Annotated in this window: 27 protein-coding genes and 3 riboswitches; of the genes, 16 read left to right on the top strand and 11 right to left on the bottom strand. The window is 45.4% G+C overall.

Going from position 1 to position 25,672, the window contains the following annotated elements:
* Positions 1-23 precede the first annotated feature (23 nt).
* A complete protein-coding gene (locus BLQ53_RS17750) occupies positions 24-770 on the top strand; it encodes a hypothetical protein (protein ID WP_093728646.1) in 747 nt (248 codons plus the stop codon).
* A 31-nt stretch (positions 771-801) separates the two neighbouring features.
* Here the strand turns inward: BLQ53_RS17750 and BLQ53_RS17745 are convergent, their stop codons facing one another.
* The 3 genes from BLQ53_RS17745 to sfnG all read right to left on the bottom strand — a co-directional run bounded on the left by BLQ53_RS17745 (position 802) and on the right by sfnG (position 2,871).
* A complete protein-coding gene (locus BLQ53_RS17745) occupies positions 802-1,332 on the bottom strand; it encodes a DUF3885 domain-containing protein (protein WP_244499394.1) in 531 nt (176 codons plus the stop codon).
* Positions 1,272-1,445: a hypothetical protein gene (locus BLQ53_RS19255; RefSeq protein ID WP_244499393.1), complete on the bottom strand. Its 174-nt coding sequence runs from the start codon at positions 1,443-1,445 to the stop codon at positions 1,272-1,274. Before BLQ53_RS19255 ends, BLQ53_RS17745 begins: the two co-directional genes overlap by 61 nt.
* Positions 1,446-1,785: 340 nt before the next feature.
* Positions 1,786-2,871 (bottom strand): dimethylsulfone monooxygenase SfnG, encoded by a 1,086-nt coding sequence (gene sfnG / locus BLQ53_RS17740; RefSeq protein WP_093728645.1) that lies wholly within the window; start codon positions 2,869-2,871, stop codon positions 1,786-1,788.
* Between the two features lie 101 nt (positions 2,872-2,972).
* Positions 2,973-3,078, bottom strand: a riboswitch (SAM riboswitch).
* 126 nt (positions 3,079-3,204) lie between these two features.
* On the opposite strand from sfnG, the gene dhaK reads away from it, so the two are divergent.
* The 7 genes from dhaK to BLQ53_RS19485 all read left to right on the top strand — a co-directional run bounded on the left by dhaK (position 3,205) and on the right by BLQ53_RS19485 (position 8,535).
* Positions 3,205-4,947, top strand: a complete 1,743-nt coding sequence (dhaK, locus tag BLQ53_RS17735) for a dihydroxyacetone kinase subunit DhaK (protein ID WP_093728644.1) — start codon at positions 3,205-3,207, stop codon at positions 4,945-4,947.
* A gap of 154 nt (positions 4,948-5,101) precedes the next feature.
* Positions 5,102-5,557 (top strand): VOC family protein, encoded by a 456-nt coding sequence (locus BLQ53_RS17730; RefSeq protein WP_093728643.1) that lies wholly within the window; start codon positions 5,102-5,104, stop codon positions 5,555-5,557.
* A 47-nt stretch (positions 5,558-5,604) separates the two neighbouring features.
* A complete protein-coding gene (locus tag BLQ53_RS17725; protein WP_093728642.1) occupies positions 5,605-6,657 on the top strand; it encodes an NAD(P)H-dependent flavin oxidoreductase in 1,053 nt (350 codons plus the stop codon).
* Positions 6,658-6,686: 29 nt separating this feature from the next.
* Positions 6,687-7,301 (top strand): NUDIX hydrolase, encoded by a 615-nt coding sequence (locus BLQ53_RS17720; protein ID WP_425288321.1) that lies wholly within the window; start codon positions 6,687-6,689, stop codon positions 7,299-7,301.
* Positions 7,302-7,342: 41 nt separating this feature from the next.
* Positions 7,343-7,933 (top strand): histidine phosphatase family protein, encoded by a 591-nt coding sequence (locus tag BLQ53_RS17715; RefSeq protein WP_093728658.1) that lies wholly within the window; start codon positions 7,343-7,345, stop codon positions 7,931-7,933.
* A gap of 10 nt (positions 7,934-7,943) precedes the next feature.
* On the top strand, positions 7,944-8,270 hold the full coding sequence (locus BLQ53_RS19490) for an NAD-dependent epimerase/dehydratase family protein (protein ID WP_425288320.1): 327 nt from the start codon (positions 7,944-7,946) through the stop codon (positions 8,268-8,270).
* 43 nt (positions 8,271-8,313) lie between these two features.
* Complete coding sequence (locus tag BLQ53_RS19485; protein ID WP_425288319.1) at positions 8,314-8,535, top strand: Rossmann-fold NAD(P)-binding domain-containing protein; 222 nt, start codon at positions 8,314-8,316, stop codon at positions 8,533-8,535.
* A gap of 129 nt (positions 8,536-8,664) precedes the next feature.
* Here BLQ53_RS19485 and BLQ53_RS17705 read toward each other — a convergent pair whose 3' ends face one another.
* A complete protein-coding gene (locus tag BLQ53_RS17705) occupies positions 8,665-9,957 on the bottom strand; it encodes an APC family permease (RefSeq protein WP_093728640.1) in 1,293 nt (430 codons plus the stop codon).
* Between the two features lie 149 nt (positions 9,958-10,106).
* Here BLQ53_RS17705 and BLQ53_RS17700 point away from each other — a divergent pair, with 149 nt between their 5' ends.
* The gene (locus BLQ53_RS17700) at positions 10,107-10,562 is read left to right on the top strand and encodes an Lrp/AsnC family transcriptional regulator (RefSeq protein WP_093728639.1); all 456 of its coding nucleotides are present in this window, start codon (positions 10,107-10,109) and stop codon (positions 10,560-10,562) included.
* Positions 10,563-10,724: 162 nt separating this feature from the next.
* On the top strand, positions 10,725-11,381 hold the full coding sequence (locus BLQ53_RS17695; RefSeq protein ID WP_093728638.1) for a hypothetical protein: 657 nt from the start codon (positions 10,725-10,727) through the stop codon (positions 11,379-11,381).
* A 42-nt stretch (positions 11,382-11,423) separates the two neighbouring features.
* Here the strand turns inward: BLQ53_RS17695 and BLQ53_RS17690 are convergent, their stop codons facing one another.
* From BLQ53_RS17690 to BLQ53_RS17665, 6 genes are all read right to left on the bottom strand, one after another.
* Positions 11,424-12,425: an ABC transporter ATP-binding protein gene (locus BLQ53_RS17690; protein WP_170829762.1), complete on the bottom strand. Its 1,002-nt coding sequence runs from the start codon at positions 12,423-12,425 to the stop codon at positions 11,424-11,426.
* Positions 12,422-13,438 (bottom strand): ABC transporter ATP-binding protein, encoded by a 1,017-nt coding sequence (locus BLQ53_RS17685; protein WP_093728636.1) that lies wholly within the window; start codon positions 13,436-13,438, stop codon positions 12,422-12,424. The genes BLQ53_RS17690 and BLQ53_RS17685 overlap by 4 nt, the downstream gene beginning before the upstream one ends.
* 13 nt (positions 13,439-13,451) lie before the next feature.
* Entirely contained in the window at positions 13,452-14,300 is an 849-nt protein-coding gene (locus tag BLQ53_RS17680) for an ABC transporter permease (RefSeq protein WP_093728635.1), read from the bottom strand.
* Between the two features lie 21 nt (positions 14,301-14,321).
* Positions 14,322-15,266, bottom strand: a complete 945-nt coding sequence (locus BLQ53_RS17675; protein ID WP_093728634.1) for an ABC transporter permease — start codon at positions 15,264-15,266, stop codon at positions 14,322-14,324.
* Positions 15,267-15,335: 69 nt separating this feature from the next.
* Positions 15,336-16,922 (bottom strand): ABC transporter substrate-binding protein, encoded by a 1,587-nt coding sequence (locus BLQ53_RS17670; RefSeq protein WP_170829761.1) that lies wholly within the window; start codon positions 16,920-16,922, stop codon positions 15,336-15,338.
* A gap of 13 nt (positions 16,923-16,935) precedes the next feature.
* Entirely contained in the window at positions 16,936-18,132 is a 1,197-nt protein-coding gene (locus BLQ53_RS17665) for a M20 family metallopeptidase (RefSeq protein WP_093728632.1), read from the bottom strand.
* Positions 18,133-18,241: 109 nt separating this feature from the next.
* Positions 18,242-18,345: riboswitch (SAM riboswitch) on the bottom strand.
* 185 nt (positions 18,346-18,530) lie between these two features.
* Positions 18,531-18,634, top strand: a riboswitch (SAM riboswitch).
* A gap of 77 nt (positions 18,635-18,711) precedes the next feature.
* Here BLQ53_RS17665 and BLQ53_RS17660 point away from each other — a divergent pair.
* Genes BLQ53_RS17660 through BLQ53_RS17650 form a run of 3 tightly spaced genes read left to right on the top strand, consistent with a single transcriptional unit; the run spans position 18,712 to position 22,123 of the window.
* Complete coding sequence (locus BLQ53_RS17660) at positions 18,712-19,812, top strand: methionine biosynthesis PLP-dependent protein (protein ID WP_093728631.1); 1,101 nt, start codon at positions 18,712-18,714, stop codon at positions 19,810-19,812.
* Positions 19,813-19,824: 12 nt separating this feature from the next.
* The gene (locus BLQ53_RS17655; RefSeq protein ID WP_093728630.1) at positions 19,825-20,997 is read left to right on the top strand and encodes an aminotransferase class I/II-fold pyridoxal phosphate-dependent enzyme; all 1,173 of its coding nucleotides are present in this window, start codon (positions 19,825-19,827) and stop codon (positions 20,995-20,997) included.
* A 16-nt stretch (positions 20,998-21,013) separates the two neighbouring features.
* Complete coding sequence (locus tag BLQ53_RS17650) at positions 21,014-22,123, top strand: 5-methyltetrahydropteroyltriglutamate--homocysteine S-methyltransferase (RefSeq protein ID WP_093728629.1); 1,110 nt, start codon at positions 21,014-21,016, stop codon at positions 22,121-22,123.
* A 30-nt stretch (positions 22,124-22,153) separates the two neighbouring features.
* On the opposite strand, the gene BLQ53_RS19345 is transcribed toward BLQ53_RS17650, so the two are convergent.
* Entirely contained in the window at positions 22,154-22,693 is a 540-nt protein-coding gene (locus BLQ53_RS19345) for a sugar O-acetyltransferase (RefSeq protein ID WP_280137084.1), read from the bottom strand.
* 138 nt (positions 22,694-22,831) lie between these two features.
* Here BLQ53_RS19345 and BLQ53_RS17640 point away from each other — a divergent pair, with 138 nt between their 5' ends.
* The 3 genes from BLQ53_RS17640 (at position 22,832) to BLQ53_RS17630 (ending at position 25,642) form a co-directional block, all read left to right on the top strand.
* Positions 22,832-23,692 carry a lipoate--protein ligase family protein gene (locus tag BLQ53_RS17640; RefSeq protein ID WP_093728627.1) on the top strand — a complete coding sequence of 287 codons (861 nt, stop codon included), beginning with the start codon at positions 22,832-22,834 and terminating at the stop codon, positions 23,690-23,692.
* Positions 23,693-23,704: 12 nt separating this feature from the next.
* Positions 23,705-24,625, top strand: a complete 921-nt coding sequence (gene lipA, locus BLQ53_RS17635) for a lipoyl synthase (RefSeq protein ID WP_280137083.1) — start codon at positions 23,705-23,707, stop codon at positions 24,623-24,625.
* 123 nt (positions 24,626-24,748) lie between these two features.
* Complete coding sequence (locus tag BLQ53_RS17630; RefSeq protein ID WP_093728626.1) at positions 24,749-25,642, top strand: DMT family transporter; 894 nt, start codon at positions 24,749-24,751, stop codon at positions 25,640-25,642.
* The last annotated feature ends 30 nt before the right edge of the window (positions 25,643-25,672 follow it).

The following is a 25,672-nucleotide window of genomic DNA, read 5'->3' as shown; positions in this document are numbered from 1 at the left end:
TATTAGCTAAGGAGTTTTTTTGAATGAGGCATATTTTTTCTCTGGAGAATACAGAGGATTACAACGATTATCAACGCCTGACAGAGGAGTTCAAAGAAAAATTATCGGTCTATCAGCGTATATTGCAAACAGATTATCAATTGATCGACTTGCCAAAGGCGATCGTCTGGACAACTCCTGAACTGGCTACATCGGTGTTTTCTGAAGTGCCGATTCCAGCCTTTACGAATAAGGGTATCATCTATATGACGCCGGAGCTTACAGCATGGAAAAGACTTTTTATCGAGCAGCTTGAAGGACTTGATTATCCGGAAATAAAGGCATTCTATGAGCAGATCACCAGCAATCAAGTTCTGGCGATAGCAGGGCATGAATTAACCCATCATTCTGATTTGTTTTTGGATGAATTCGATGATGTTCGAGAAGACGGCATTTGGTTCGAGGAAGGCATGTGCGATTATTTATCCAGAAAATATCTGTTAGCAGAGCAGGAGTTTATGGATATCAGCAATATAGAATATAAACTGATAAATATTTTTAAAGACAAATACGGAAATCATTCCTTGGAGGATTTCGGCAGTAGTTCCTATGAGGGCAGCTTAACTAGTATTATGTACGATTACTGGCGGAGCGGTTTTACTGTTAGGTATCTGGTCGAGAAAAAGTTTGATAACAATGTATGGAAAGTATTTGAGCAGTATCACAAATGGGATAGGGAAGGACGCAAGGTTACATTATTAGAATACTTTGATGTAGCTAATCTAATATAATCTATCTGACATGTAAGAAAACAGGAGGATGTTAGCCCCCTGTCTTTTCATCATATCTATAGGGGGCTAGGTCGCTTGATAGGATGTCGAGCGCCGCTTGCTCTTTGGCAATCACCTCGCATCCTCGATCATCATATACAAAGAAGATGATATCCTTGCTTTTGTTGACAAAAAAGATATCTGGATAGCTGACATAGCTTTTGAATCTTGGTTTGAGAGGAGGAAAGTCTTCGTTGCATGCAGCTTGAAGGATAGCGGGAATCTGGATATCAGCTGGTTTACAACACAGGGAAAGCTGCTGGTATTCAAAAAGCTTTTCATCTTCCTCTTCGATTTCAAAAGGATAAGGCAAAGTCTGTACCTGAATCTGATAGAGCAAATCTTTCTTTTTTACATAAGGTTTCATCGTACGCGTTTTCTTTATTCTCGTATTTTTCATCTTATACAGATTGGCAACAAGATAGAGCTCATCATCTGCATCGAATAAACGGTTGAAAATAATCAATGTTTGATGATAGACGAGATGGAAGCGATCCATATTGAGCTGGTCATCGTCCAGCAATTGATGATATCTCCGCCGAGCTCCATATGAATGCCAGTATGCCAATTACCGTAAATACTAGGAACCAGTTCAAGGTCGGGAAAGCGGCTTACTAGATAGTCTTTTACATGCATACAACCACTCCTTATCTACTACCGCTATTATAGTCTATATTTTTAAATGGCAGGAGAGAAATATAAGGATATCCATTTTACTGTACCACATCCAAAATTAGAGAATTGATGGATACAGAAAATTTGAGAGGGAAAGGGATGGTAGCAGAGCGGTTAAACGAACTGGAAAAAGTGTGTGAGTTATCAAAGGCAGAGAGCTACGTTGACATGCTTGGTTCCTTTTTATGAAGCAAATGGCTATTGTAAAGTAGGTAGGGCGGATTCCGTCCATGCCGGTTTGGTTTGATTTTGTAAAAGCGATTTAAAGTGATTGTTCCTGTAAATAAGTAAACAGCCCACATTACGTGGGCTGTTTCACATTCGTCAGAGCTGCTTCCTTTGCACGAACGAGCGGAATGACTTCACGACCGAAGCGCTCCAAATCTTCTTCATAATGAAAGTGACCGGTCAGGACAAGGTCGACACCGATTTCTCTCAATCGGATGATTTGTTCGGCAACTTGTTCGGCTGTGCCAATAAGGCCGGTTTTGAAGCCATCATTATATTGGATAAGATCTTTATAAGAGGAGTCTGCCCACATGCCTTGTTTGGTGTGAGTTGCTTGGCCTGCATCCTTGACGGATTTCCGGAAACCTTCGACGGCTTCGTTATCGGCATGCGTGACAATATCACGAAGGAGGGATACAGCTTCTTCTTCTGTGTCCCGGACGATGGCAAAGCCGTTTACGGCAAATTTCACTTCGCGGCCTTCTTTGGCTGCCCGGGCTTTAACATCTTCAATTTGTTGCTTGAAGCCCTCCAGCGTATTGCCGTTCATAAAGTAATAATCCGACACGCGGGCTGCCATATCCCTGGCCACGTCTGAATTGCCGCCCTGGAATATCGGAATCTGATTCACCGGCTTTGGCTTTAATGGGGCATCCGTCAATCGATAAAAGTCTCCCCGATAAGTAGCTTGTTCTTCTTCCCACAATGACCGAAGCACGCGGATGAATTCCTCGGAACGTCGATAGCGTTCGTCATGATCGAGCCAATGCTCGCCGTAGCTGATGAATTCTTGTTTGAACCAGCCGCTGACGATATTGACAGCCGCCCGGCCGCCGCTGATATGATCCAAAGTGGCAAGCATCTTCGCGTAGACACCAGGATGCCAAAGCCCAGGGTGGACAGCGGAAATAAGGTTCAGTTTTTCTGTGACGCTTGCAAGGGCAGAAGCAAGCGTTATCGCCTCCAGCTGTTTATCCGCCCCATAGCTTGCGATGAAACGTGTTTGCAGCAAGGCGTATTCAAAGCCATTCTGTTCGGCGATTTGCGCGTAGCGTTTGTTCGCTTCAAAGCTCCAATCCGTCTTTTGCGGCAATTTGGAAATGACCAGCCCGCCGCTCACATTCGGTACCCAATAAGCAAATTTCACATTCTCTGTCATGTTTATCCTCCAATAGAGTTTGCTTATCAAGACGTATACGAAAACAGCCCTTCTCCATAAAAGAGAAGGGCCGCGGATATGTAACTGCCATCCGTACACGCTTCTCATCTTCAGGATTTATTCATCCTTCTGAAATTGGCACCGTGCTGTTTACAGTCGGTTGCCGAGGCTTCACTGGGTCAGTCCCTCCGCCTCTCTTGATAAGAAAACTATTTTTTTTGTGATTGTATCCAAAATCTTCAGACTTGTCAACCTAGTTTGTGCAATTGTTGGTTCGTTCTGTTAAGCTGAAGGAAGATAGACACTTTTGCTTATATAAGAGGAGGATAACCGATGAAGAAGATCATCAATCAGCCAGAGGATGTCGTCTTGGAAATGTGCCATGGATTGGTATTGGCGCATCCGGAACTCGAGTTATTGAAAAAGTACAAAGTGATTAAAAGGAAACGACCGCAAACGGATAAGGTGACGCTGATCAGTGGTGGCGGCAGTGGGCATGAACCTTCGCATGCCGGTTTTGTAGGAGAAGGTATGCTGGATGCCGCGATATGCGGTGATATGTTCGCCTCACCTTCCCAAATTCAAGTGTATCAAGCAATCAAAGAGACGGCGGGTGAGAAGGGCACCTTGCTCATCATTAAAAATTACAGCGGGGATATCATGAACTTCAAGAATGCAGCGCACTTGGCTAAGGAAGATGGGCTGGAAGTGGATTATGTAAAAGTGGATGATGATATCGCTGTGGAGGATAGCCTATATACAGTCGGAAGACGCGGTGTTGCTGGTGTTGTCCTTGTACATAAGGTTGCTGGTGCAGCAGCTGCCGAGGGACGCGACTTGCAGCAAGTAAAGACAGTTGCCGAGAAGGCTGTTTCCCGGACGCGCAGCATCGGCGTAGCCTTGACATCCTGTACCTTGCCTGGAGGCGAGCCGACCTTCGAACTGGCAGAGGATGAAATGGAGTACGGTGTCGGTATCCATGGTGAGCCAGGGATAAGACGCGAAAAGGTGCTGTCAGCGGATGAGCTGGCAAAACGCATGGTCGATGACTTGCTGAAAGAGGGGCAGCCTGAAGAAGAGGCAGCATTGCTGATCAATGGATTCGGCGGGACGCCATTGCAGGAGCTGTACTTGTTCAACCAGTCAGTCAATCGGGAGCTGGCAGAGCGCAATATTAAATTAAACCGGATATTCGTCGGCAATTATATGACTAGTATCGATATGGCCGGTGTTTCGGTGACCATCATGTCGCTTGACGATGAGTTGCGTACATTACTTTCCAGCCATTCAGATACACCTGCTTTTAAAATCGATGGACCACTGGAGCAGCCGGCGTTTGATGAGTTGGAAGTATCAGGTGGAGATGCGGATGCTTCTTTCCACGTGGAAACAGACAGCTCGTATGCACAAGTAAAAGAAGATTCCATCACGCTGGAAAACGTCGTTTACTTAATTGATAAAATGAGTGAAATCATCATTGAGAATGAAGCGGCGTTCAATAAGCTGGATACGCACGCAGGAGATGGTGATTTTGGAAATAGTGTGGCAAAAGGCTTCCGTCAATTGAAACGGGAGTGGAAGCAGATTCTCGATCAAGACAATCTGACAATTGCGAGCTTCCTCGACGGTGCTTCCATGGTGATCATGGAGCATTGCGGAGGTGCATCTGGCCCGATATGGGGCGGTGCTTTCCGAGCTGCAGGGAAAGCGGCAGAAGGCAAGCAGGAGCTTTCTGTAACGGAATTCGCTGATACGCTGCAACGTGTTGTAGCAGCTATTCAGGATATTGGGGAACGTTCCTTCGGCCGCGGTGCGGAAGTGGGCGATAAGACATTGATCGATGCTCTTGCTCCATGTGCAGACAGCTGGCAGCAGAGTGCGGCTTCTGGTGAAGATGTGAAGACTGCCTTTCAAAAAGGTGCTGAGGCTGCAGTTGATGGTGCAAGGAAGACAAGGGAAATTGTTGCACGGATGGGACGCGCCGGTACGGTGGGAGAGCGCAGTCTAGGTTATCCGGATGCCGGGGCACATGCTCTTGGAGTCATCTTTACCAAGTTGGCGGAAAGTCTGAAGTGAAGGATGAAAAGCTGGTTGGCTGTGGGTCCACAGCCAGTTTTCATTGAGGCAAGAAAGTTATAAATAAAAACTATATGCGTATGAAGCACTTATCATGTTGGAAAGAGCAAGTGATTGTTATATTTTGGGTAGGGAATCGAAAGGAGCGTTATAGATGATAGAAGGATTATACGAAGCACATTTACCTGTAAGCAATCTGAAGAAATCTATTGAATTTTATGAAGGACTTGGACTCGAGCTTTCCCATATCCATGAAGATAGATTAGCTTTCTTTTGGATCAAAAAAGACCATAGCTGGCTCGGTCTCTGGGAATCGGATAAAGCAGAGCTTGAATATCACCCGTCAATCAGACATGTCGCATTTCAAGTGAGCTTGGAAAATTTGAAGCATGCATCTGGATGGTTAAAAGAGAGAGGATATCAGCCAAGGGAGGCATTCGGTTTTGGTCCTCATGAGCCATTTGTGATGGCTCATGATGGAATGGCACATGCGAAGATCCACTTCAATGATTTGGATGGAAATAGTCTGGAGCTTATCACGAAAATAGCAAACCCAAATAATGTAACTGCAAGAATGTATTTGAGTGAATGGGAGAAAATCCACGCCTGATTAATCCGCAGGAATGTCATGCAGTGATAATGAAGGAGGAGTGAAATATGGCAAATCAATTATTGGAAGCTATATCCATATCCCGTCCAATCATCCAAGCTCCAATGGCAGGGGGCATCACGACAGCAGAATTGGTTGCTTCTGTATCTGAAGCGGGTGGCTTGGGAATGATCGGTGCCGGTTATCTGGATGGTGAAAGCACCCGCCATCAAATACAGAAGGTAAAAGCAGGGACCAACAAACCTTTTGGCATCAATTTATTTGTTCCGACGCCTTATAAAATTGAAATAGATTTGATTGAGAAAGCACAGGAAGCGCTTGAGCCCTTTCAAAAGAAACTGGATACATCAGTGGTAAATGAATTCACTTCCTATGAGCAAACCTTGGAAACTTTTTATGAACAGGTAAATGTTGTGATCGAAGAAAAGGTACCGGTTTGCTCTTTTACTTTCGGAATTCCTGCTCCTGATGTGATTCTTTCAATGAAGCAAAAAGGTATCTATACGATCGGCACAGCAACCACTTTAGCAGAGGCACTTGCAGTAGAAGAGTCAGGAATGGATGCTGTTGTCATGCAGGGCAGTGAAGCCGGCGGCCACCGCGGCAATTTTCTCGCTGATGTGGAGCAAAGCATGATTGGGTTGATGGCACTCATTCCGCAAACTGTCGACCAAGTGAAGATCCCAGTCATAGCTGCAGGAGGCATAATGGATCGCCGCGGCATCAAGGCAGCTCAATGTTTGGGTGCCCAAGCCGCACAACTAGGTACGGCATTTTTAACTTGCAAAGAAAGTGGTGCCAATGAGATCCATAAGCAAGCTATCCTGCAGATGCAGCAAGAGGACAGGACGACATTGACGAGAGCTTTCTCCGGGAAATCTGCAAGGGGGATTGAGAATGACTTTATCCGTGACATGCGGGAGGTTGAGTGGGAATTGCCTGACTTCCCTATCCAGAATACCTTGACAAAATCCGTTCGCTCCGCAGCAGCACAGAACAACGATAAGGAAGCAATGTCCTTATGGTGCGGCCAAAACCCAAATGCCGCAGAGCCTATCACTGTTTGGGAACTGATGCATAAACTAGTGGACGAAGCATAAAAACGATAACAGGATAATAGGTGATAGTCTTGGATAAATGGTTGGAATGGGCAAGAAGAATACAGGCAATCTCCCAGGCAGGATTACATTTTTCAAAAGATGTATTCGATCGGGAGAGATATGCGGAGCTGCAGCAGCTTAGCTCGGAGATTATCGCAAACTACACAGGGCAGTCAGCAGAGGAAGTCAAAGAAATACTTGCAGCCCAAAAGGGATATCCTACTCCGAAATTGGATATACGCGGTGTTGTTTTCCAGGATGGAAAGCTTCTCCTGGTGAAGGAGAAGATGGATGAGCGCTGGTCGCTGCCGGGCGGATTCTGTGAATTAGGGCTGTCGGCCAGTGAAAATGCGGTAAAGGAAATCAAAGAGGAGTCGGGATACGACGTTGTGCCGAAAAGACTTTTAGCGGTGCTGGATTCGGATAAGCATACCGACAAGCCGCAAATGTTTCACTACTACAAGATTTTCCTGCAATGTGAGATTGTCGGCGGAGGGGCGCAGGAGAGTGTGGAGACGAGTGAAATCGGATTCTTTGATGAAACGGAACTGCCACCTTTGTCCTTGAAAAGAAATACGGAAGCACAAATCAACATGCTGTTTGGATTTCTGCATAATCCCAAAAAAGAAAGCGTATTTGACTAGGACAAAAAGTTATATGCACCAAAAGGTTGGAGGTGAAAAATATCACTACTGTCATTTATATGGTCAGACATGGCGAATCTCCCAAGGAAGGTAACGAAAGAACGAGAGGTTTGACTGAAATAGGAAAGCTGGACGCATACAGGATAACCGAATCCTTGAAAGGGGAAGAGATAGAAGTTTTTGTTTCAAGTCCATATAAGCGGGCAGTCGAAACAATCCGTGATTTGGCGGAACATGTGGGTAAAAAAGTGATTGAAATGGAGGATCTTCGAGAACGTGTCTTTGTCTCTGGTGAAAAGAGGATATCTGACGAAGAATTGATTCCTCTGTTGGAGAAGTCTTTTGCGGATCCAAGTTTCGCCTTAACTAGAGCAGAGTCGAATGCTGCTTGTCAGAACAGGGCGATAGCGGTACTGAAGGATATTCTGAGTATCCATAAAGGGAAAAAAATTGCGATTGCTACGCATGGCGCAATCATGACATTAATGATGGGGTACTATGATAGTCGATATGATTTGGGTTTCTTATTACATATAACGAAGCCTGATATATATAAGATGGAATTCAATGGCCATGAATTGTTGTCAATTAAAAAAGTGTGGCAGAAGATCAAACCTATTAACCATTATTAGGGATATAAATATGAAAATAATCGTTATTGGTGCAACAGGGGCAATAGGAAGTGAAGTAATCAAAAAATTAGACAATTACCATGAAGTGATCAAGGTCGGCAGTAACAGCAGTGATTATCGATTAGATGTAACTTCTCCTCTAGCAATTGAAAAGATGTTCAAGGGGATACAGAACATAGATGCTGTGTCAGCGCTACAGGATCTGCTTCTTTCAAAAGGCTTGAAGAAAATGACCCCGGAAGTGAATGCGGTAGCTGTTCAAAGCAAACTTCTCGGACAAATCAACTTAGTTTTGATTGGTCAGCATTATCTGAATCCTAACGGAACTTCACTTTGACAACTGGTGTCGTGAAGGGATTGTACATGGAGCATCGGCTGCTATGGCAAATGGCGGGGTGGCATCTTTTGTAAAATCAGCAGCAATCGAGTTAAAGAATGGCATACGGATAAATGCTGTAAGTGCGAATATTGCGGAAGAATCTCTAGTTAAATATGGTGCCTTCTTGAAGGGATTTACACCAGTCCCCGTCGATCACATTGCCAATGCATACATAAAAAGCATAGAAGGTTCCCAAACCGATCAGAATTACACCATATATTAATACGCTATAGTATACTGGCATCTATTAACAAAGATAGAATGCGTATAGTTAAACGAAACAGCATGCGTCTATATTAGATTGCATGCTGTTTTATATTTGGATAACAATGAATTTCCTGATATCCTGCGGTTATACACTGGCATCCTTTTTCTCCTTCCATAGTATGAATCCAGCGCACAATAGAGATACGAGAATTGGGATTAAAATAAATGATCCAACGAATGGGTAGGCACAAAGGCATAATATACAAGCCACCCCAGCTAGTATTTTCCCCTTTGCATTATGTATTAACCTTACTCCAGCGGCCGTACCAATTACATAGGTTGCTATCGCTAATGAATTAGGTATATAAACAAGTTGATTCAATCTGATATCAAAAACAAAACCCAATACTAAACCGATGATTGCAATAAAGCCTACTAATAGAATCGAGCGACTTGGGGTCGAATATTTATCATGAACATAATCCAACCAAGAAGGAGCTAGACGATTGCACGATAAAGAATAACCTAAACGGCTTATACCGGCAATAAAAGCATTGTTTGTTCCTAAACAAATAAGGAATGCAAGTATTGCAGTTGTCCACGAGCCGTCTAGTCCTGCTGCTTTCTCTATAACTTGAGCGATTGCAGCATTATTCATAGCTTCATTGATCGTTACACCATCTCTTGAATAAGAATCGGTACCTACTACTGATAAGGCTACACCTATATATAATATGCCAATGATAAAAATAGCACCCCACGTCGAGATCATGATATTTCTTTTTTTGGGACTTTTAAATTCAGGTGCCAGGCTAGCAATGGCTTCCCAGCCAAAAAAAGACCAAAAAATAAGCATGGCAGACTGTCCGATAGGAATAATGCTGTCTCTTGCATTTGTGAAAGCAAACGTGATATTTTCCGGAACTATGGTGGGAATAGCAATAATTATAGTAGATACTAGAATGAGAAACGTCAGTCCTGCTAATGTCAACTGGATTTTGCTGCTAGATCCTATACCAATGTAGTTTCCAATTATTGCCGTCAGGAGTAGTATCGCTGCTATGATATATGCAAAATAGTGCGGTAAATCAAACGCAAAAACAATATACGTACCACCTGTTAATGACACGATTATTTGTCCTGTACTTCCTGCGATGAAAAACATCCAGCCGGAGATTGCCCCTATATGGTAGCCGAACGCTTTAGTGGCGAAAGTCATTATCCCTCCGGAACTTGGATATTCAATTGAAAGATTGGCAAATGTACAGGCTAATGGGATACTTAGAATTGCCATTGCTATCCATGAGATCAGTGCAGCAGGGCCAGCGATCCCTGCTGTCATGCCAGGAAGAATTAATATACCTGAACCTAATACAGCACCAATATAAAGTGCCATGCCTTGATAAGATGAAATGGATTGTTTAAAAGGTGTTGTCATATTCATTCGCCCCTTTATTTTGTATAAACTAAATTATAGAAGGGGAATTGAGATTTATATATGTATAAATGCATAATATAATTGATTAATGTTTTCATTTATGCATAAAATATAGAGAATTAATATTCAAAGATGAAAGAGTGTGGTGGATGGATAATATCGATCGTAAGATGTTGGAGATTCTGCAGGAAGATAGCCGTATAACAATCATCGATTTGGCTAAGAAACTTAATTTAAGCAGACCAAGTGTAAATGAGCGTTTCCGACGGTTACAAGAAAAAGGAATAATAGAAGGATTTACGGCTCGTATCTCTCATGAGAAGATTGGGAAAGGCACGCTTGTTATCATTCAGATTGGAAATCTAAAAGTGGTTTGCCACAAATTTGAGGAGATAGTGAAAGAAGAGAAGGCGATTCTGGAGTGTCATCGAGTAACAGGATCAGATAGTTATTTTATGAAAGCAGTAGTTTCTTCCACAAAGGAATTAGAGGAGCTCGTAGATCGACTTGTTCCATATGGACAGTTAAATACGTCGGTCGTGTTATCGTCCCCAGTGTCTAATCGTACGTTACTTCCAGAAGATGAATTTTTACATAAGAATTAACAATTTTAACCCGATCCATTTTCATTTCACCTCCATATCAAAATGTAAAAAGTATTTGACACTTTTTGCTGCAGGATTACTTATTGAATATAACGAATGCAGAGGAGATTCTGGCATGAACGCCGTGTATGGAACGAACCGCATGTTTTATGAGGATGTACGATGGTTTTTTGGAAAGGCTGGGTCTTCTTTTCAATAACCGTACCACTTTCACTGTTATGGCGCCCTCTTGGATTATTCATTGATTTTAAAGATACAGAGGTACTTGTCACCATTTGGGGGCCGATTTATTTTTTTATTGGTCAATTTGTAGCGATAGGGTTCAGATCTGTTTTGCCGATTGCTGTGGGGATGGGAAGCACAAGAAAGCAATGCTTGAAATCACTCTATATAATCGGTACACCTGGTATAGCAGTAAGTCTGTTCCTGGTGAATGTGTTATTTATTCTTAGTGATTTTGGAATTGTCAGCATCAATATGATGCATATTGCAAGTTTCTTTTTAGAAGATTACCCGTTTCTTAGCTTCTTTTTGATAGATTTAGCCATAGCTTGCTTTCTATTCGGGATACTTTTGTTAATCTCCTGTATCCATTATTGCCTAGGCTTTGTTCCGATGATCATTTCTTTGACGATTCTGGGTGTATTGATTGCGTTCCTTGGCATTATGGATCCGCTGATGGATTGGGTCGTGGGATTAGAGCCAGCAGCCTTTTTTGCAATGGCAGGTGGATTGGGTTTACTCTCGATAGCCAATATCGTTTCCAATCATGCTCAACGCTCCTTTGGAGAAGCCGGCGAGAAAATTGTAATGGTTTAATAAACGAAAAACCCCCCTTTGCGTAAGGGGGATTTTTTTGTATTACAGTGTAATCCTTGCTTTCTCTTCCGCACCAACAGGATAGAAGCAAGCCACTTCCTGGCCAGCTACACCGCGCTCTTGCGGAACAGGAATGTTAGTCTTACAGAATTCCGTCGCTTTCGGGCAGCGGGTGTGAAACACACAACCGGATGGCGGATTGGCAGGGGAAGGCAGTTCGCCTTTCAGTACGATGCGTTCCCGTGCTCGTTCTTTGTCAGGATCGGGAAGCGGAACAGCAGATAGTAATGCATTGGTATAAGGATGTTCGGCATGCGCCTGGAATGTTTCCCGATGGGATTTTTCCATCACTTTGCCAAGGTACATAACAGCAACACGGTCAGCGATATGATTGATGACGGATAGGTCATGTGCAATGAAGACATAGGTCAGATCCAATTTCTTTTGCAGATCCTGGAATAGATTGATCACTTGCGCTTGGACGGAGACATCCAGTGCACTGACAGGCTCGTCGCAGACAATCAGCTGCGGTTCCAGGGCAATTGCCCGGGCAATACCGATTCGCTGGCGCTGCCCGCCGGAGAACTCATGAGGCAGCCGGCTATAATGATCATCCGGATTCAAACCGACTAGTTCCATCAGTTCCTTGACGCGTGATTCCAGATTTTTGGTCTTTTTGTATGCCTTTAAAGGTGCGGCGATGCTTTCGCTAACTTTCATGCGCGGATTCAGGCTTGTATACGGATCCTGGAAAACCATTTGCATATTGCGGCGCAGCTCGTACAGTTCCTTGGAAGATGCATCAGTATATGGTTTTCCGTCGAAGAGGATATCGCCAGAAGTAGGCTTTTGCAATCCAACGATGCTTCTGGCAAGTGTGCTTTTTCCACAGCCTGACTCTCCTACAATACCTAATGTTTCACCTTTTTTGACAGTCAAATCAATACCATTCAAGGCCTTTACATGTCCTGTTGTCTTCTGTAAGACACCACTTTTGATAGGGAAATGAACATGTAGATCCTTGATTTCCAATAAAGCGGTCATGATAGCAGCACTCCTTTCTGCTCCGCTACAGCTTGTTTTTCTTCATCGAACTGCTGTTTGCTGAGAACACAAGCAGCAAAGTGATCTGTTCCGCATTCTGAGAGTGGAGGATCGATCTGAAGGCAAGCATCTCGCGCGAATGGGCAGCGAGGATGGAAATTACAGCCTGTTGGCGGTTGTATCAGATTCGGCGGATGGCCTTCGATATGCAGCAGACGTTCGGAGCCGGCTGCATCCAGTCTTGGAATCGAGCGCAGCAGGGACCATGTATATGGCATGGCCGTATCATAAAAGATATTTGCTGTACTGCCGGACTCGACGATTTTTCCAGCATACATGACAAGGATCCGATCTGCTAGATTTGCTACGACGCCAAGGTCATGGGTAATCATGATGATGGCTGTACTATACTTCTTTTGGATCTTTTTCAGTAGTTCAATGATCTGGGCCTGGATCGTCACATCCAAAGCTGTTGTCGGTTCATCCGCGATGAGCAGCTTCGGTCTGGCGGCAAGTGCAATGGCAATCAGGACACGCTGGCGCATCCCGCCTGAGAATTGATGCGGATAATTCTGCATCCGGCGTTCCGGATCTGGGATGCCGACATCTGCCAGCAGCTCTACCGCTTTTTGGCGGGCTTCTTTTTTGGGAAGTTTCTGATGGGTTTGGATGGCTTCCATCAGCTGTCTGCCGATTTTAAAGACAGGGTTCAGACTCGACATCGGATCTTGGAAAATCATCGCGATTTCTTTCCCGCGCAAGCTGCGCAGGCGCTTTTTATCCATTGTCAGGATGTTTTCTCCTTCGAAGAGAATTTCTCCTTTCGGGTAGGTTGCTGGCGGTTCGGGGTTCAGTTTTGTCAGGGAATGAGCAAGGACGCTTTTTCCGCTGCCCGATTCCCCGACGATACCGATGGTCTGCCCAGCTTCCAGTCGGAAGGATACACCGTCAACCGCTTTGACGAGGCCGGCTGGTGTATCCAGGTGGACGTGCAGATCTTTTACTTCTAGCATTGTGAAACCTCCTCTAGGCAGCTGGTGCTGTTTGTTTTGGTTTGCGTTTCCGCTTTCTCTTGAGGCTATGCGGATCGAAGGCATCCCGAAGTCCGTCACCGAGAATGTTCAGAGACAAGACGGTAATGACGATGGCGATACCAGGAAAGATCGAGAACCAGGGGGCGATTGTGATATAAATCTGTGATTCTTGCAGCATATTCCCCCAGGTCGGCGTTGAAGGATTCACTCCGACACCGAGGAAGCTTAGCGCAGCTTCTGCCAGAATGGCTTTGGCAAAAATGAATGTACTTTGCACGATGATGGGGGAGAGTACATTCGGCAATATATATTTGAGTAAAATGACGAGATCGCGGGTTCCTGTCGTCCGGGCTGCTTCGATATACTGTGCGTTGTTGATTTGCAATACAGCAGAGCGTACCACACGTGACATGACCGGAAAGAAAGCAATCGTCAGGGCGATGACGATATTCGTGATGCTGCCGCCAAGTGCAGCTACGAGTGCCAATGCCAAAAGCAGGGCTGGAAAAGCGAGAAAGCCATCCACAATTCGCATCAAGATAAAATCGGTTTTGCGGAAATAGCCGGATATAAGTCCGATCAATGTGCCGATGACTGTCGCTATGATGGCCACAATGACGCCGACAGCCAATGACACGCGGGCGGCGACGACTACACGTGCGAAAATGTCACGACCGAAATCATCGGTGCCGAACCAATGGGTGCCAGACGGTGCAAGCAGTCGCTGGTTCGCATCCATCGCCGTAGGGGAGACCGGCAGCCACCAATTGGCAGTGATAGTCGCCAAGGCGATCAATAAGAAAATCGTCAGGGCAATCATGTTCCGTTTCTTGGACATCATCGTTTATGTACCTCCTTGGGCTTAGTCATAGCGGATCCTTGGATCAAGGAATGCATATAAGAGATCGACGACAAGGTTGACTAAGACATAGATAGCAGCGATGAACAGCACAACGCCTTGAATCACTGGATAATCCCGTCGATGAATCGAGTCGATCAAAAGCTGTCCGATTCCAGGAATCGTAAATAGCGTTTCGATGATGACCGTCCCGCCGAGCAGCCCTGCCACAGTGGCGCCAAGTACAGTCGTTGTAGGTATGAGCGCATTGGCGAAAACATGCTTCATCAATACATCACGTTCGCGTACACCTTTTGCTCGTGCCGTTTTTGTGTAATCCTGGTTGACGGAATCGAGCATGCTGTCTCGGAGCATCCGGGCGATGATGCCAATCTCTACAAGCGCCAGTACAAAAGCAGGCAGAAGCAGGTGATAAAGCCAAGCTCCAAAACCATCGGCAAGCGGCATATAACCGGCAACCGGGAATACCGGGAATGTCACACCAAACGCCAGCACGAGCAGGATGGCGAGCCAGAATTCCGGAACCGACACACCGAGCAGCGATACGTTTGTGAATAACGGATCCAGAATCGTCTTACGTAACGACACGATTAAGATCGCAATCGGAATGGAGATGATCAAGATAAAGAGCAAGGACAAGACCATCAAACTGAAAGTCGGGCCGAAATTGGCAAAAATCAATTCCGTAACTGGCTGGGCTGAATAAACACTAGTGCCGAGGTCGCCAGTGATGACTTGCTTTAACCAGTCGAAGAATTGAATATATAAAGGCTCATTCAAACCAAGCTGTTCTTCCAGCTGGGCAATGGCTTCGGGTGATGCATCTTCACCGAGGATGATGAATGCTGGGTTCCCGGGAGTCAGGTGAACGAGCAGGAATACGATGATACTGACCACGAGCATGACAGGTATGACAGACAGCAGCCTGCGGATCGTATAGTTAAGCACTAGCGTCACTCCTTTGTTTTAAAATGGAAGAAAATCGCCAGCGGTAACGCAGGCGATTTTCTCGGGGCATTACTGTGATTTCCACGTATTCCAAAAGCGCGGACCATACCAATCTTCGTAATCCTGCAGCTTGGAAGTATGTGCATCCAACGTGGAAAGGTTGCTTACTTTTTCGAATGGCAGCTCATCATAGATCGTCTTGTTCAGCTCAGCAAGGATTTCTTTTTGAGCAGCTTCATCTTCAGCTTCCCCCCACTGTGCGACAAGCTCCTGCCAGCGCTCGCTGTTGTACCAGCCGCTGCTGTTGGAATCCTGGCTCACCATACCGGCTTGGTTTGGCGAGAAGAATGGAGACCAGCCGACGACAACCATATCCCAGTTAGCGCCATCGCTCCATTTTTCTAAGTAAGTTGCCCATTCATAAGATTCAAGCTCGACATGGAAGCCTGCTGCTTCCAGCTGTTGTTCGGCAATTTCAGCGATTTTCTTATACTCTGCATGATCATTCGAGAAGATGATCTTCACTGGCTGCCCGTCATAAGAGCTGTCTTCCAATAGCTTTTTCGCCTCATCCTGATCATAGGCTTCGAAGTCATCGATGTTTTGATCTGAATAAAGAGCGGTTTGATCCGGAGTGAATAAAGCACCATCCAGATTATAAAATTCACTGTTGCCATAAGTAGCCTTGGCGATCGCTTCTTTATCAAGCGCTGCATGAAGTGCTTCCCTTACTTTGATATCGTCAAATGGTGCCTCGGATTTATCCGGTGTGATGACGGAATAGCCATTGCTGGAGATAGCAGGTTCGACATTTGGTGTCGTATCGACTACATCATACAAATCAAGCGGAATGGACTGTACATAATCATAAAGGTCTGTTTTTAATCCATTGAGCATCACTTGCGGGTCTTTTACGATTTTAAAATGGATCGTATCCAGATAAGCTGTCTTTTTACCTGTCAGGCCGCCCCAATCTTCTTCTTCGCGTGATTGATATTCTTCAAATTTGGAAAGGACGATTTCATTTCCGCGCTTCCAAGAATCGAATTTGAATGGACCTGTACCGATCAGCTGCTCATTTGTCAGCGGCTGTTCACCGGCAGCTTCTACAATGTCAGCTGGAATGATGACAGCAGATGCTTTCGGAGCGGCTAAATCCGTAAGCAAAGCAGTATACGGATCATTCAGCGTAATGACCAATGTCAGGTCATCTGTTGCTTCGATAGAATCTACATGTGTCGTTGTGATCTTACCAACGGAAGATACTTTCAGCCAGCGTTCGATCGAGGCTTTGGCATCCTCGGCAGTTACGTCTTGCCCGTTGTGGAATTTAAGTCCGTCACGAAGGGTGATCGTGTATGTTTTCTTATCCTCACTGACGGTGTAGCCGTCAGCTAGTAAGGGACGTGCCTGATAATCCTTATCCAATGCGAACAAACCTTCATAGATATGCCAGCCGATTTTTCTCGCAGCGCTTTCGCCGGAATACATCCAGTCAAGCGTGTCGGGATCTGCTGTCATCGCAACGTTCAAATCGCCGCCTTCCACAGGTTCGCCGCCGCTTGCACCGGAACCGCTGCTGGAATTGCTGGAACACCCGAACAGGGCGATAGTGGCCGCTAAGCCGAATAGTATAAGTGCGAGCTTCTTTTTCAAGGACATTTCCTCCTTAGCTTCCCAATAACGAGAATACGATTTTCGTGAATGCTTTCTCTGTGATGAGCAATGCTTGTTCATCGATGTCGAACTTCGGATGATGATGCGGATAGTGTGTGGCTTTATCTTCATTACGGGAGCCGACTTTGAAAAAGCTGCCGGGTTTTTCCTGCAGGTAATAAGCGAAATCCTCTGCGCCCATCCCGGTTTCAAGGTCGATTACCTGTTCTTCTCCGAATTGTTCAGAGAACAGCCGCTGCAATAAAGCAGTTTCCTCTGGATGGTTATAAAGTGCAGGATAGCCATGCAAATAATCAATGGAATAAGTTGCACCAAATCCGCTCGTAATCCCGGAAACGATTGCTTCTATCTGCTGCCTGACCTGCTTGCGGATGTCAGCATGGAATGTACGGACTGTGCCTTCCAGTTTTGCGGTATCCGGAATGACGTTGAATGCGTTACCGGACTGGAAAACACCCAATGTCACCACTGCAGATTCCAGCGGGCTGACCCTGCGGCTGACAATCTTCTGCAAGGCGCTTACGATATCACTGCCGATGACGATTGGATCGACTGTCTCCTGTGGTGCTGCGCCGTGACCGCCTTTTCCTTGGATGGTGATCGAGAATTTATCCACAGCAGCCATTTTGAATCCTTCGCCGACACCGATCTTCCCGACAGGAGCAGCAGAGTTAAGATGAGCGCCATAGACATAGTCGACACCGTCCAGTGCACCATCTTCTATCATTGCCTTGGCACCGCCAGGCGGGACTTCTTCAGCTGGCTGGAACAGGAAGACAACTTTTCCTTTGAGGCTGTCCTTATGTTTGATCAATGCTTTGGCAGTCCCAAGCAATGCAGCAGTATGACCGTCGTGTCCGCAAGCGTGCATTACGCCAGGCGTCTTGGATCGATACGCTGTTTCTTTCTCATCCTCTATTGGCAGGGCATCGAAATCGGCTCTGAGGGCAATCGTCGGCCCCGCTCCTTTCCCTGATAGAGCTGCAATAATTCCATGGCCGCCGATATTCGTTTGGATATCCTCATAGCCGAAGCTGCGCAGTTTATCCGCAATGAAACGGGCAGTCTCTGTCTCCTGAAAACTCAATTCAGGATGCTGATGCAAATAACGTCTCCATTCGACAACTTCGGGGAAATCATTTTCTAAATCAGTATGTACTTCGGCTAATGCCTGCTTGATGGTTTCCATCTATTACCCTCCTGTAATAATCTTGATATCTCCAATGAATTTAATCGGATTTATGCTTAAAAAAAGACCCTTCTTCCGTCAGAAGAGGGCCCATTTTAAGCTTCCGCTCTTCTTATCTTCAGTGTCAAACACCTGGAATTAGCACAGTACTACGGTCTGCAGCCTGTTGCTTTGGTTTCGTAGGGCCATTCCCTCCACCAATCTGGATAAGAAATATCAGTTGTAAAGAAAAGGATAGACCGAAAACTTCTGGGTGTCAATCCTATTTTCGTACTTTGATTGGTGGTCCAGCTAAGAAATTCAATAGAAATTATATATTTGATGGAAAATTTCAAAAAAATATTGACTGAATTTTCTTGTATGTTAACATGACTATATATTAAAAAATAAATAGTACTTTCTTATCAAGAGAGGCGGAGGGAATTGGCCCTATGATGTCTCAGCAACCAGTCTGTCAAGACACGGTGCTAAATCCAAAAGGTATCCGCCTTAAAGATAAGAAGCTGATTCGGTCATCACTGAACCTTCTTCCTTTTTGGGGAGAAGGTTCTTTTTTTCAAGAGAAGGGTGAGAAACAATATGGGAAGTAGCTTGGAGACAACATTTGTGCAGTTAGGAAATCGAAGTGATGGAGTGACAGGCGCGGTTAATCCTCCGGTTTATCTTTCCACTGCTTATGCGCATGACGGAATCGGGCAATCAACCGGTTATGATTATTCCCGGACGAAGAACCCGACCAGGTCTGTTCTGGAAGATGGGTTCGCTGCGCTTGAAAAAGGTGATCGGGCTTTTGCCTGCAGTTCGGGTATGGCAGCAATCCAACTCGTATTATCACTTTTTCGATGTGGCGATACGCTGCTTGTGCCAGAGGATATTTATGGAGGAACATATCGACTGTTCAATTTCTATTCGGAATCATTCGGAGTGACACCAATTTACGCTCCATTTCGAACAGTGGAAGAAACAGCCGCGAAAATAACGGATGAAACAAAAGCGATTTTCCTGGAGACACCGACAAACCCTTTGATGCAGGAAATTGACATTGAAGCGTATGCGAAGTTGGCGAAAGCATACAATCTGTTGTTGATTGTCGACAATACCTTCCTGACGCCATATTTCCAGCAGCCAATTACACAAGGAGCAGATATCGTCATCCATAGTGCAACCAAATATATAGGCGGTCATAACGATGTACTGGCTGGACTCGTCGTGAGTAAAGGTGCAGAGCTATCAGAGCGTCTGTCGGTCCTGCACAACGGCACTGGTGCGGTACTGTCTCCGCTTGATGCCTGGCTTCTCATCCGCGGTTTGAAGACGCTGCCACTCCGGATGCGGCAGCACCAAATCAATGCTGAACGCATCACGGCGTATTTAAGAGAGGAGCCGAAGGTGAAGGATGTCCTCTATGCAGGTAAGGGCGGGATGCTTTCCTTTCGGGTCAAGGACAGCAAATGGGTCGATCCGTTCCTTCGCAGCCTGAACATCATTACATTTGCCGAAAGCCTTGGCGGAGTGGAGAGTTTCATCACGTATCCGACGACACAGACCCATGCGGATATTCCTGTTGAAGAAAGAGAGGCGAGGGGAATATGCGACCGGCTGCTTCGTTTTTCTGTCGGGATCGAAGAAGCGGATGATTTGATCGGAGATTTGCAGCAAGCATTCGAAAGATTGGATTAGGAGGTCATCTTAATGGGAGAACAACATTTAGAAACAGCGTGTATTCGTGGTTTACACAAAGAGCAGCTCACAGGCTCCGTGAACGTCCCGATTTATCTGTCGTCCACTTATCACCAGGAAAGTTTCGATGATTTCGGTCCATTCGACTACAGTCGTTCTGGTAATCCGACACGAGCAGCACTGGAGAAAAAGGCGGCAGAACTGGAGGGAGGCACACATGCTTTTGCTTTTTCATCAGGCATGGCAGCAATATCCTCCGCATTCATGCTGCTGTCGGCAGGTGATCATGTGGTCGTGACCGAGGATGTGTATGGTGGTACGTACCGGTTTGTGACAGAGATCCTTCCTAAGTTCCAGATCAGTCATTCCTTCGTGGACTTAACCGATTTGGATGCGGTTGAAGCAGCCATCCAGCCAAACACGAAGTTCATTTATCTGGAATCACCGTCCAATCCTTGCTTGAGGGTGACAGACATCCGCGCCATTGTCCGGATAGCGAAACAAAATGATTGCTTAACTTTCCTGGACAATACATTTTTGACGCCATTGTATCAGCAGCCGCTGGCACTTGGAGTGGATGTAGTCATTCATAGTGCCACCAAGTTTCTCTCGGGACATAGCGATATAATCGCAGGATTGCTTATAACAAAGGATAGAAGTCTTGGGGAACGGTTTGCCTTCATCCAGAATACATTCGGAGCCATCCTTGGAGCTCAGGATAGCTATTTGCTGCTCCAAGGCATCAAGACTTTAGGAACGAGGCTGCGTCAGTCGACGGAGACAGCCCAAAGGATAGCTTCCTTCTTACTGGAGCATCCGCTTGTGGAAAATGTCTTCTATCCAGGCCTGTCCACTCATGACGGACATGAGATACATACCGGGCAAGCCAGTGGGAATGGAGCAGTTCTATCTTTCGTCCTGCCAAGCAAGGAGCATGCAAGGGTATTCGTTGAACAGCTTCGCATTCCGATTTTCGCCGTCAGTCTCGGCGCGGTAGAGTCCATCCTTTCGTATCCGGCTGCGATGTCGCATGCTGCCATGCCGGAGGCTGAGCGAAAAAAACGCGGTATAACAGACGGGCTGTTGCGTTTATCTGTCGGTTTGGAGCATACAGAAGATCTCATAGGGGATCTTCTGCAGGCCTTGAAGGCTGCTGAACGATTAACAGAAACAGTAAAAAATTAAAATGGGAGAGATGAACATGACAATCAAAACAAAAACAGCACCATTCAGAGCAGATCACGTAGGGAGCTTGCTTCGTCCGGATGTACTGCACAAAGCAAGACAGCAATTCAAGGAAGGACAAATAAGCAAACTAGAGCTGCGGGAAATCGAAACATCAGAAATCAAAAGAATTGTCGACAAACAGATCGAAGTCGGGCTGGAACTAGTGACAGACGGAGAATTCCGGAGAAGATTCTGGCACACGGATTTTCTCGAGCACCTTAACGGAATCACAGGCTATGTTCCGGACACAGGTTATCTTTTCAAAGGGGAAGAAACAGAACGTTACAACATAAAAAATACTGGAAAAGTATCGTTCAATCCGGATCACCCATTTCTTGAGGATTACAAAGTATTCCAAGACCTCGTCGCTGGCAGGGCGGTGGCAAAACAGACGATTCCTAGCCCAAATCAGCTTTTCCATACAGATATTCGAGACCATTCGATTTATCCAGATATCGAGGATTTCGCAGCTGATGTCATTCAGGCCTATAGAGATGCCATCCAAGCCTTCTATGATGCAGGCGTACGCTATCTGCAGCTGGATGATGTGTATATTGCTACACTATCTTCCCCTGATACAACATTCGATGGAGAGCACTCCAGGGAATTTTTGATCGATTTGGCACGCCGCGTAATCAATGGTGTATTGGATGGAAAGCCAGAAGATCTTACGGTGACAACGCATCTCTGTCGCGGAAACTACCGCTCCACCTATATGTTCGGAGGCAGCTATGATCTCATTGCCAAAGATTTATTGTCAAAAGAGAAGGTAGATGGATTCTTCCTTGAGTATGATGACGAGCGCTCCGGAACATTCGAACCGCTTCAATATATTCCAAAAGAAGATGGTCCAAGAGTCGTATTGGGTGTGGTCACTTCTAAATTCGGAGAGTTGGAAGAGAAGGAAGCAATAATCAACCGAATTAAGGAAGCAACAGAATATATCTCTCTAGACCAAATCTGTCTCAGTCCGCAATGCGGTTTTGCCTCCACGCATCATGGCAATAAACTGACAGAAGAAGAGCAATGGGAGAAACTGCGCTTTATTGTTGATGTAGCGAAGACGGTTTGGCCGAACGAATGAGAAAAAGCCGTCATTTTTGACGGCTTTTTTCTATTCGATATGTTTTATATGTTTTGCTGGATTACCAGCCGCAATCGTATTGGCTGGTACATCTTTCGTTACGACGGATCCTGCTGCCACGATGGCGTTATCGCCGATTGTGACACCGGCAAGTATCGTAGAGCTTCCGCCTATCCAGACATCATTTCCTATCGTGATAGGAATGGCATAACCTTCTTTTGTCCTGCCTGCTGGCTGGATGGAATGACCAGCGGTATAAATCCCGACATTAGGTCCGATCATGCAATTATTGCCGATGTTAACTTTTGCCATATCAAGTACGGTGAAATTGAATCCCGCGTAAAAATTCTCACCTACTTCTATATTATATCCGAGGTCACAGTGAAAGTTATGCTCAATAAAAAGCTTCCGCCCGCATTTGCCAAGCAATTCCCGTAGTAACCCTTCTTTCTTGTCCTCTTCATCCGGCGGACAATTATTGAATGAAAAGGTTAGCTCAGCTGCACGATGCGTATCTTGTTTGAGCTCTGATGTACCTCTTTTATATATGACTTTTGCTTTGTTATCCATCATACATCACCCGACTTTTTGTATTTTTATCATTCTACCATACTTCGTTATTACCTTTTGGTAAAAAGAGTAATATTTCCTAGTATAATAGTAGGTTTTTCAGAAAGCGGTTGCGTCTCCAGAGACAAGAAGTCTAGAATGAAATTGTTAAGATTATTTGAACTTTTCGAAAGAGAAGGTGACAGCGTGCGGAATTGGGTTTTCTGGGACGACGGTGATCATACCCCAGCCTTTAATATGGCGGCGGATGAGATGCTGATGCAATGGCACCGTGAGGGACGGATCGGCCCTGTGTTACGTTTCTATGGCTGGAATCCTGGCGGTTTTTCCGTCGGCTATTTCCAAAAGACAAAGAAACGATTTAATCTGGAAGAAATAAAAAAGCGGGGTTTCGAGCTGGTGCGTCGGCCAACTGGCGGCCAGGCAGTGCTCCATCATCAGGAACTTACTTACAGCATCATTGTACAAGAGGATTATCCAGGAATACCGTCAAGCGTCAAAGAGGCGTATAAGGTCTTATCAGAGGGACTGCTGATCGGTTTTGACAATCTGGGGATCCAAGCAGATTTCGCCATACCTGCTGACTCGAAGCCAAAGGGTACTGCCAATTGCTTTGAGGAAGCTTCTTGGTATGAGATCAATGTGGATGGAAAGAAAGCAGCTGGAAGTGCTCAAACGAGACAAAAAGGTATCTTACTTCAGCATGGATCGATTCCGATTTGGCTGAAACAAGAGGATTTGCTGGAATTATTCCTCTATCCAAGCGATCGCGTAAAAGACCGTGCTTACAAAAGCTTCAGCAACAAAGCTTCCAGTCTGCAGGAATTCATCCCTCCGCAGACAACGATGGAGGATATAAGGGCTGCTTTTTATGATGGTTTCCAAAAAGGACTTGGGGTGACATTTGAAAGACTTGAACTGGATAATGAGCAACTAGTAGCAATCGAACAACTAGCCAAAGAGAAATACCAAGATCATGAATTCTTATACGCTCGTTAAGGAGGAACGGAAATGGTAAAGAAAACGATGGCACAACGACGGGAAGGGATGCTCCGCAAGCCGGAGTGGTTGAAAATCGATTTCAACACGAATGAAGATTATATGGATTTGAAGAAAATGATGCGGGAAATGAATCTACATACGGTTTGTGAAGAAGCAAAGTGCCCAAATATCTATGAATGCTGGTCAGTACGGAAAACAGCGACATTCATGATACTTGGTTCCATTTGCACAAGGGGTTGCCGCTTCTGTGCGGTAACGTCCGGTAAACCGACAGAGCTGGATTGGGCAGAGCCGGAACGTGTCGCTGATTCTGTTGCTAAAATGGGACTGCGCCATGCAGTCGTAACTGCGGTTGCCCGGGATGATTTGGAGGATGGCGGATCTGCTGTTTTCGCTGAAACAGTTCGTGCCATTCACCGCCGGATGCCGAATACGACAGTCGAAGTACTGCCGTCTGATATGAAAGGTACATATGAAAGCATCAAGACGCTCATGGATGCCAAACCTGACATCTTCAACCACAACATTGAAACGGTACGGCGATTGACACCTTCTGTCCGTCATCGAGCAACCTATGATCGCTCGCTTGAATTACTGGATCGTGTCAAAACCATTTCTCCGGATACACCGACAAAATCGAGCATCATGCTAGGCTTAGGAGAGACGAAAGAAGAAATTCTGCAAGCCATGGACGATTTGCTGGCACATCGAGTAGACATCATGACAATCGGACAATATTTGCAGCCATCATTCAAACACTTGAAAGTACAAAAATACTATCATCCGGATGAATTCGCAGAGTTAAAGGAAATCGCCTTGCAAAAAGGTTTCCGTCACTGCGAATCAGGCCCGATGGTCCGCTCTTCCTATCATGCAGATGAACAAGTGAATCCAGAAGCGAGACAGCGCCAGTTTGGCGGCTGCTTATAATCAGGAAGAGGTCATGCAGATCTGCATGATCTCTTTTTTTATAATCATATAAGACAACTTGACAAACAAGGTCTAAAATAATTGCAATCGATGCACGGAATTGCCCTAGAAGGAGGCTGCTGTGTGAAACAAAATAAAACCGCTGTTCTATTGGTTATATCCATCATTGCCATATCTTTTGCAGCCATCTTCGTAAAATGGTCTGATGCGCCAGCGTCGATCCTCAGCATGAATCGTATGTATTTAGCTTGTCTGCTGCTGGTTCCAATTGTGTGGATGAAAAGAAAGGAGTTCAAAAAAATCGGCAGATCGGAAGCGTTCGCTTTCTTATTGTCAGGTGCTTGTTTGGCAGCCCATTTTGCTTTATGGTTCAGCTCTTTGAAGTTGACAACGGTAGCCAGCTCGACCATCATTCTTTCGCTTCAGCCGATTGTCGCAATGGTCGGCGGATTCCTGCTTTATAAAGAGAGGGCTTCCAGAGCCATCATCATTACTATCGGCATCTCTTTCATTGGTGTTGTCATGGTAGGGTGGGGAGACTTTGGTTTGAATGATGTTTCTGTCCTGATCGGAGATCTGTTATCTTTTCTTTGTGTCATCGCTGTTGTCGGCTATTTGCTGATTGGACAGAAGAATGTCAAAAAAGTATCGCACTGGGTATACAGCTTTTGTGTTTTTCTGTCAGCAGGTGTGTGGCTGAACATCTATAACTTGGCAGCTGGCATACCGATGGGAGGATATGACTTTGATGAATGGAAAATCTTCTTCCTGCTTGCCATTTTCCCGACATTAGCACACGTCATATTCAATATGCTCTTGAACTATGTCAATACGACCACAATTTCAATGAGTGTATTAGGGGAACCGGTCGGCGCAACCTTGCTTGCAGTCTGGTTGCTAGGGGAAAAGATAACGCCGCTGCAAATAGTCGGGGGTGCGATTACATTGCTTGGAGTGCTTATGTTTTTGATTCGGCAAAGTAGTGAGTATCGTTTACCGGAAATAGATGGTGGATAGGTGATAATTTATGAATATCAGAGGAACATA

This window comes from Terribacillus halophilus (genome assembly GCF_900101385.1).
Taxonomy (GTDB): domain Bacteria; phylum Bacillota; class Bacilli; order Bacillales; family Amphibacillaceae; genus Terribacillus; species Terribacillus halophilus.
Note: the sequence above shows the minus strand (reverse complement) of the source record. Positions and strands in the feature narration are given on the sequence as shown.

What these genes read in the sequence shown, in the direction of transcription:
- BLQ53_RS17750 (WP_093728646.1), top strand. Translation starts at nt 24, where the DNA reads ATGAGGCATATTTTTTCTCTGGAGAATACAGAGGATTACAACGATTAT.
- BLQ53_RS19255 (WP_244499393.1), bottom strand. Translation starts at nt 1,445, where the DNA reads ATGCATGTAAAAGACTATCTAGTAAGCCGCTTTCCCGACCTTGAACTG.
- sfnG (WP_093728645.1), bottom strand. Translation starts at nt 2,871, where the DNA reads ATGACAGAGAATGTGAAATTTGCTTATTGGGTACCGAATGTGAGCGGC.
- dhaK (WP_093728644.1), top strand. Translation starts at nt 3,205, where the DNA reads ATGAAGAAGATCATCAATCAGCCAGAGGATGTCGTCTTGGAAATGTGC.
- BLQ53_RS17730 (WP_093728643.1), top strand. Translation starts at nt 5,102, where the DNA reads ATGATAGAAGGATTATACGAAGCACATTTACCTGTAAGCAATCTGAAG.
- BLQ53_RS17725 (WP_093728642.1), top strand. Translation starts at nt 5,605, where the DNA reads ATGGCAAATCAATTATTGGAAGCTATATCCATATCCCGTCCAATCATC.
- BLQ53_RS19490 (WP_425288320.1), top strand. Translation starts at nt 7,944, where the DNA reads ATGAAAATAATCGTTATTGGTGCAACAGGGGCAATAGGAAGTGAAGTA.
- BLQ53_RS19485 (WP_425288319.1), top strand. Translation starts at nt 8,314, where the DNA reads ATGGCAAATGGCGGGGTGGCATCTTTTGTAAAATCAGCAGCAATCGAG.
- BLQ53_RS17705 (WP_093728640.1), bottom strand. Translation starts at nt 9,957, where the DNA reads ATGACAACACCTTTTAAACAATCCATTTCATCTTATCAAGGCATGGCA.
- BLQ53_RS17700 (WP_093728639.1), top strand. Translation starts at nt 10,107, where the DNA reads ATGGATAATATCGATCGTAAGATGTTGGAGATTCTGCAGGAAGATAGC.
- BLQ53_RS17695 (WP_093728638.1), top strand. Translation starts at nt 10,725, where the DNA reads ATGGTTTTTTGGAAAGGCTGGGTCTTCTTTTCAATAACCGTACCACTT.
- BLQ53_RS17690 (WP_170829762.1), bottom strand. Translation starts at nt 12,425, where the DNA reads ATGACCGCTTTATTGGAAATCAAGGATCTACATGTTCATTTCCCTATC.
- BLQ53_RS17685 (WP_093728636.1), bottom strand. Translation starts at nt 13,438, where the DNA reads ATGCTAGAAGTAAAAGATCTGCACGTCCACCTGGATACACCAGCCGGC.
- BLQ53_RS17680 (WP_093728635.1), bottom strand. Translation starts at nt 14,300, where the DNA reads ATGATGTCCAAGAAACGGAACATGATTGCCCTGACGATTTTCTTATTG.
- BLQ53_RS17665 (WP_093728632.1), bottom strand. Translation starts at nt 18,132, where the DNA reads ATGGAAACCATCAAGCAGGCATTAGCCGAAGTACATACTGATTTAGAA.
- BLQ53_RS17660 (WP_093728631.1), top strand. Translation starts at nt 18,712, where the DNA reads ATGGGAAGTAGCTTGGAGACAACATTTGTGCAGTTAGGAAATCGAAGT.
- BLQ53_RS17655 (WP_093728630.1), top strand. Translation starts at nt 19,825, where the DNA reads ATGGGAGAACAACATTTAGAAACAGCGTGTATTCGTGGTTTACACAAA.
- BLQ53_RS17650 (WP_093728629.1), top strand. Translation starts at nt 21,014, where the DNA reads ATGACAATCAAAACAAAAACAGCACCATTCAGAGCAGATCACGTAGGG.
- BLQ53_RS19345 (WP_280137084.1), bottom strand. Translation starts at nt 22,693, where the DNA reads ATGGATAACAAAGCAAAAGTCATATATAAAAGAGGTACATCAGAGCTC.
- BLQ53_RS17640 (WP_093728627.1), top strand. Translation starts at nt 22,832, where the DNA reads ATGAAATTGTTAAGATTATTTGAACTTTTCGAAAGAGAAGGTGACAGC.
- lipA (WP_280137083.1), top strand. Translation starts at nt 23,705, where the DNA reads ATGGTAAAGAAAACGATGGCACAACGACGGGAAGGGATGCTCCGCAAG.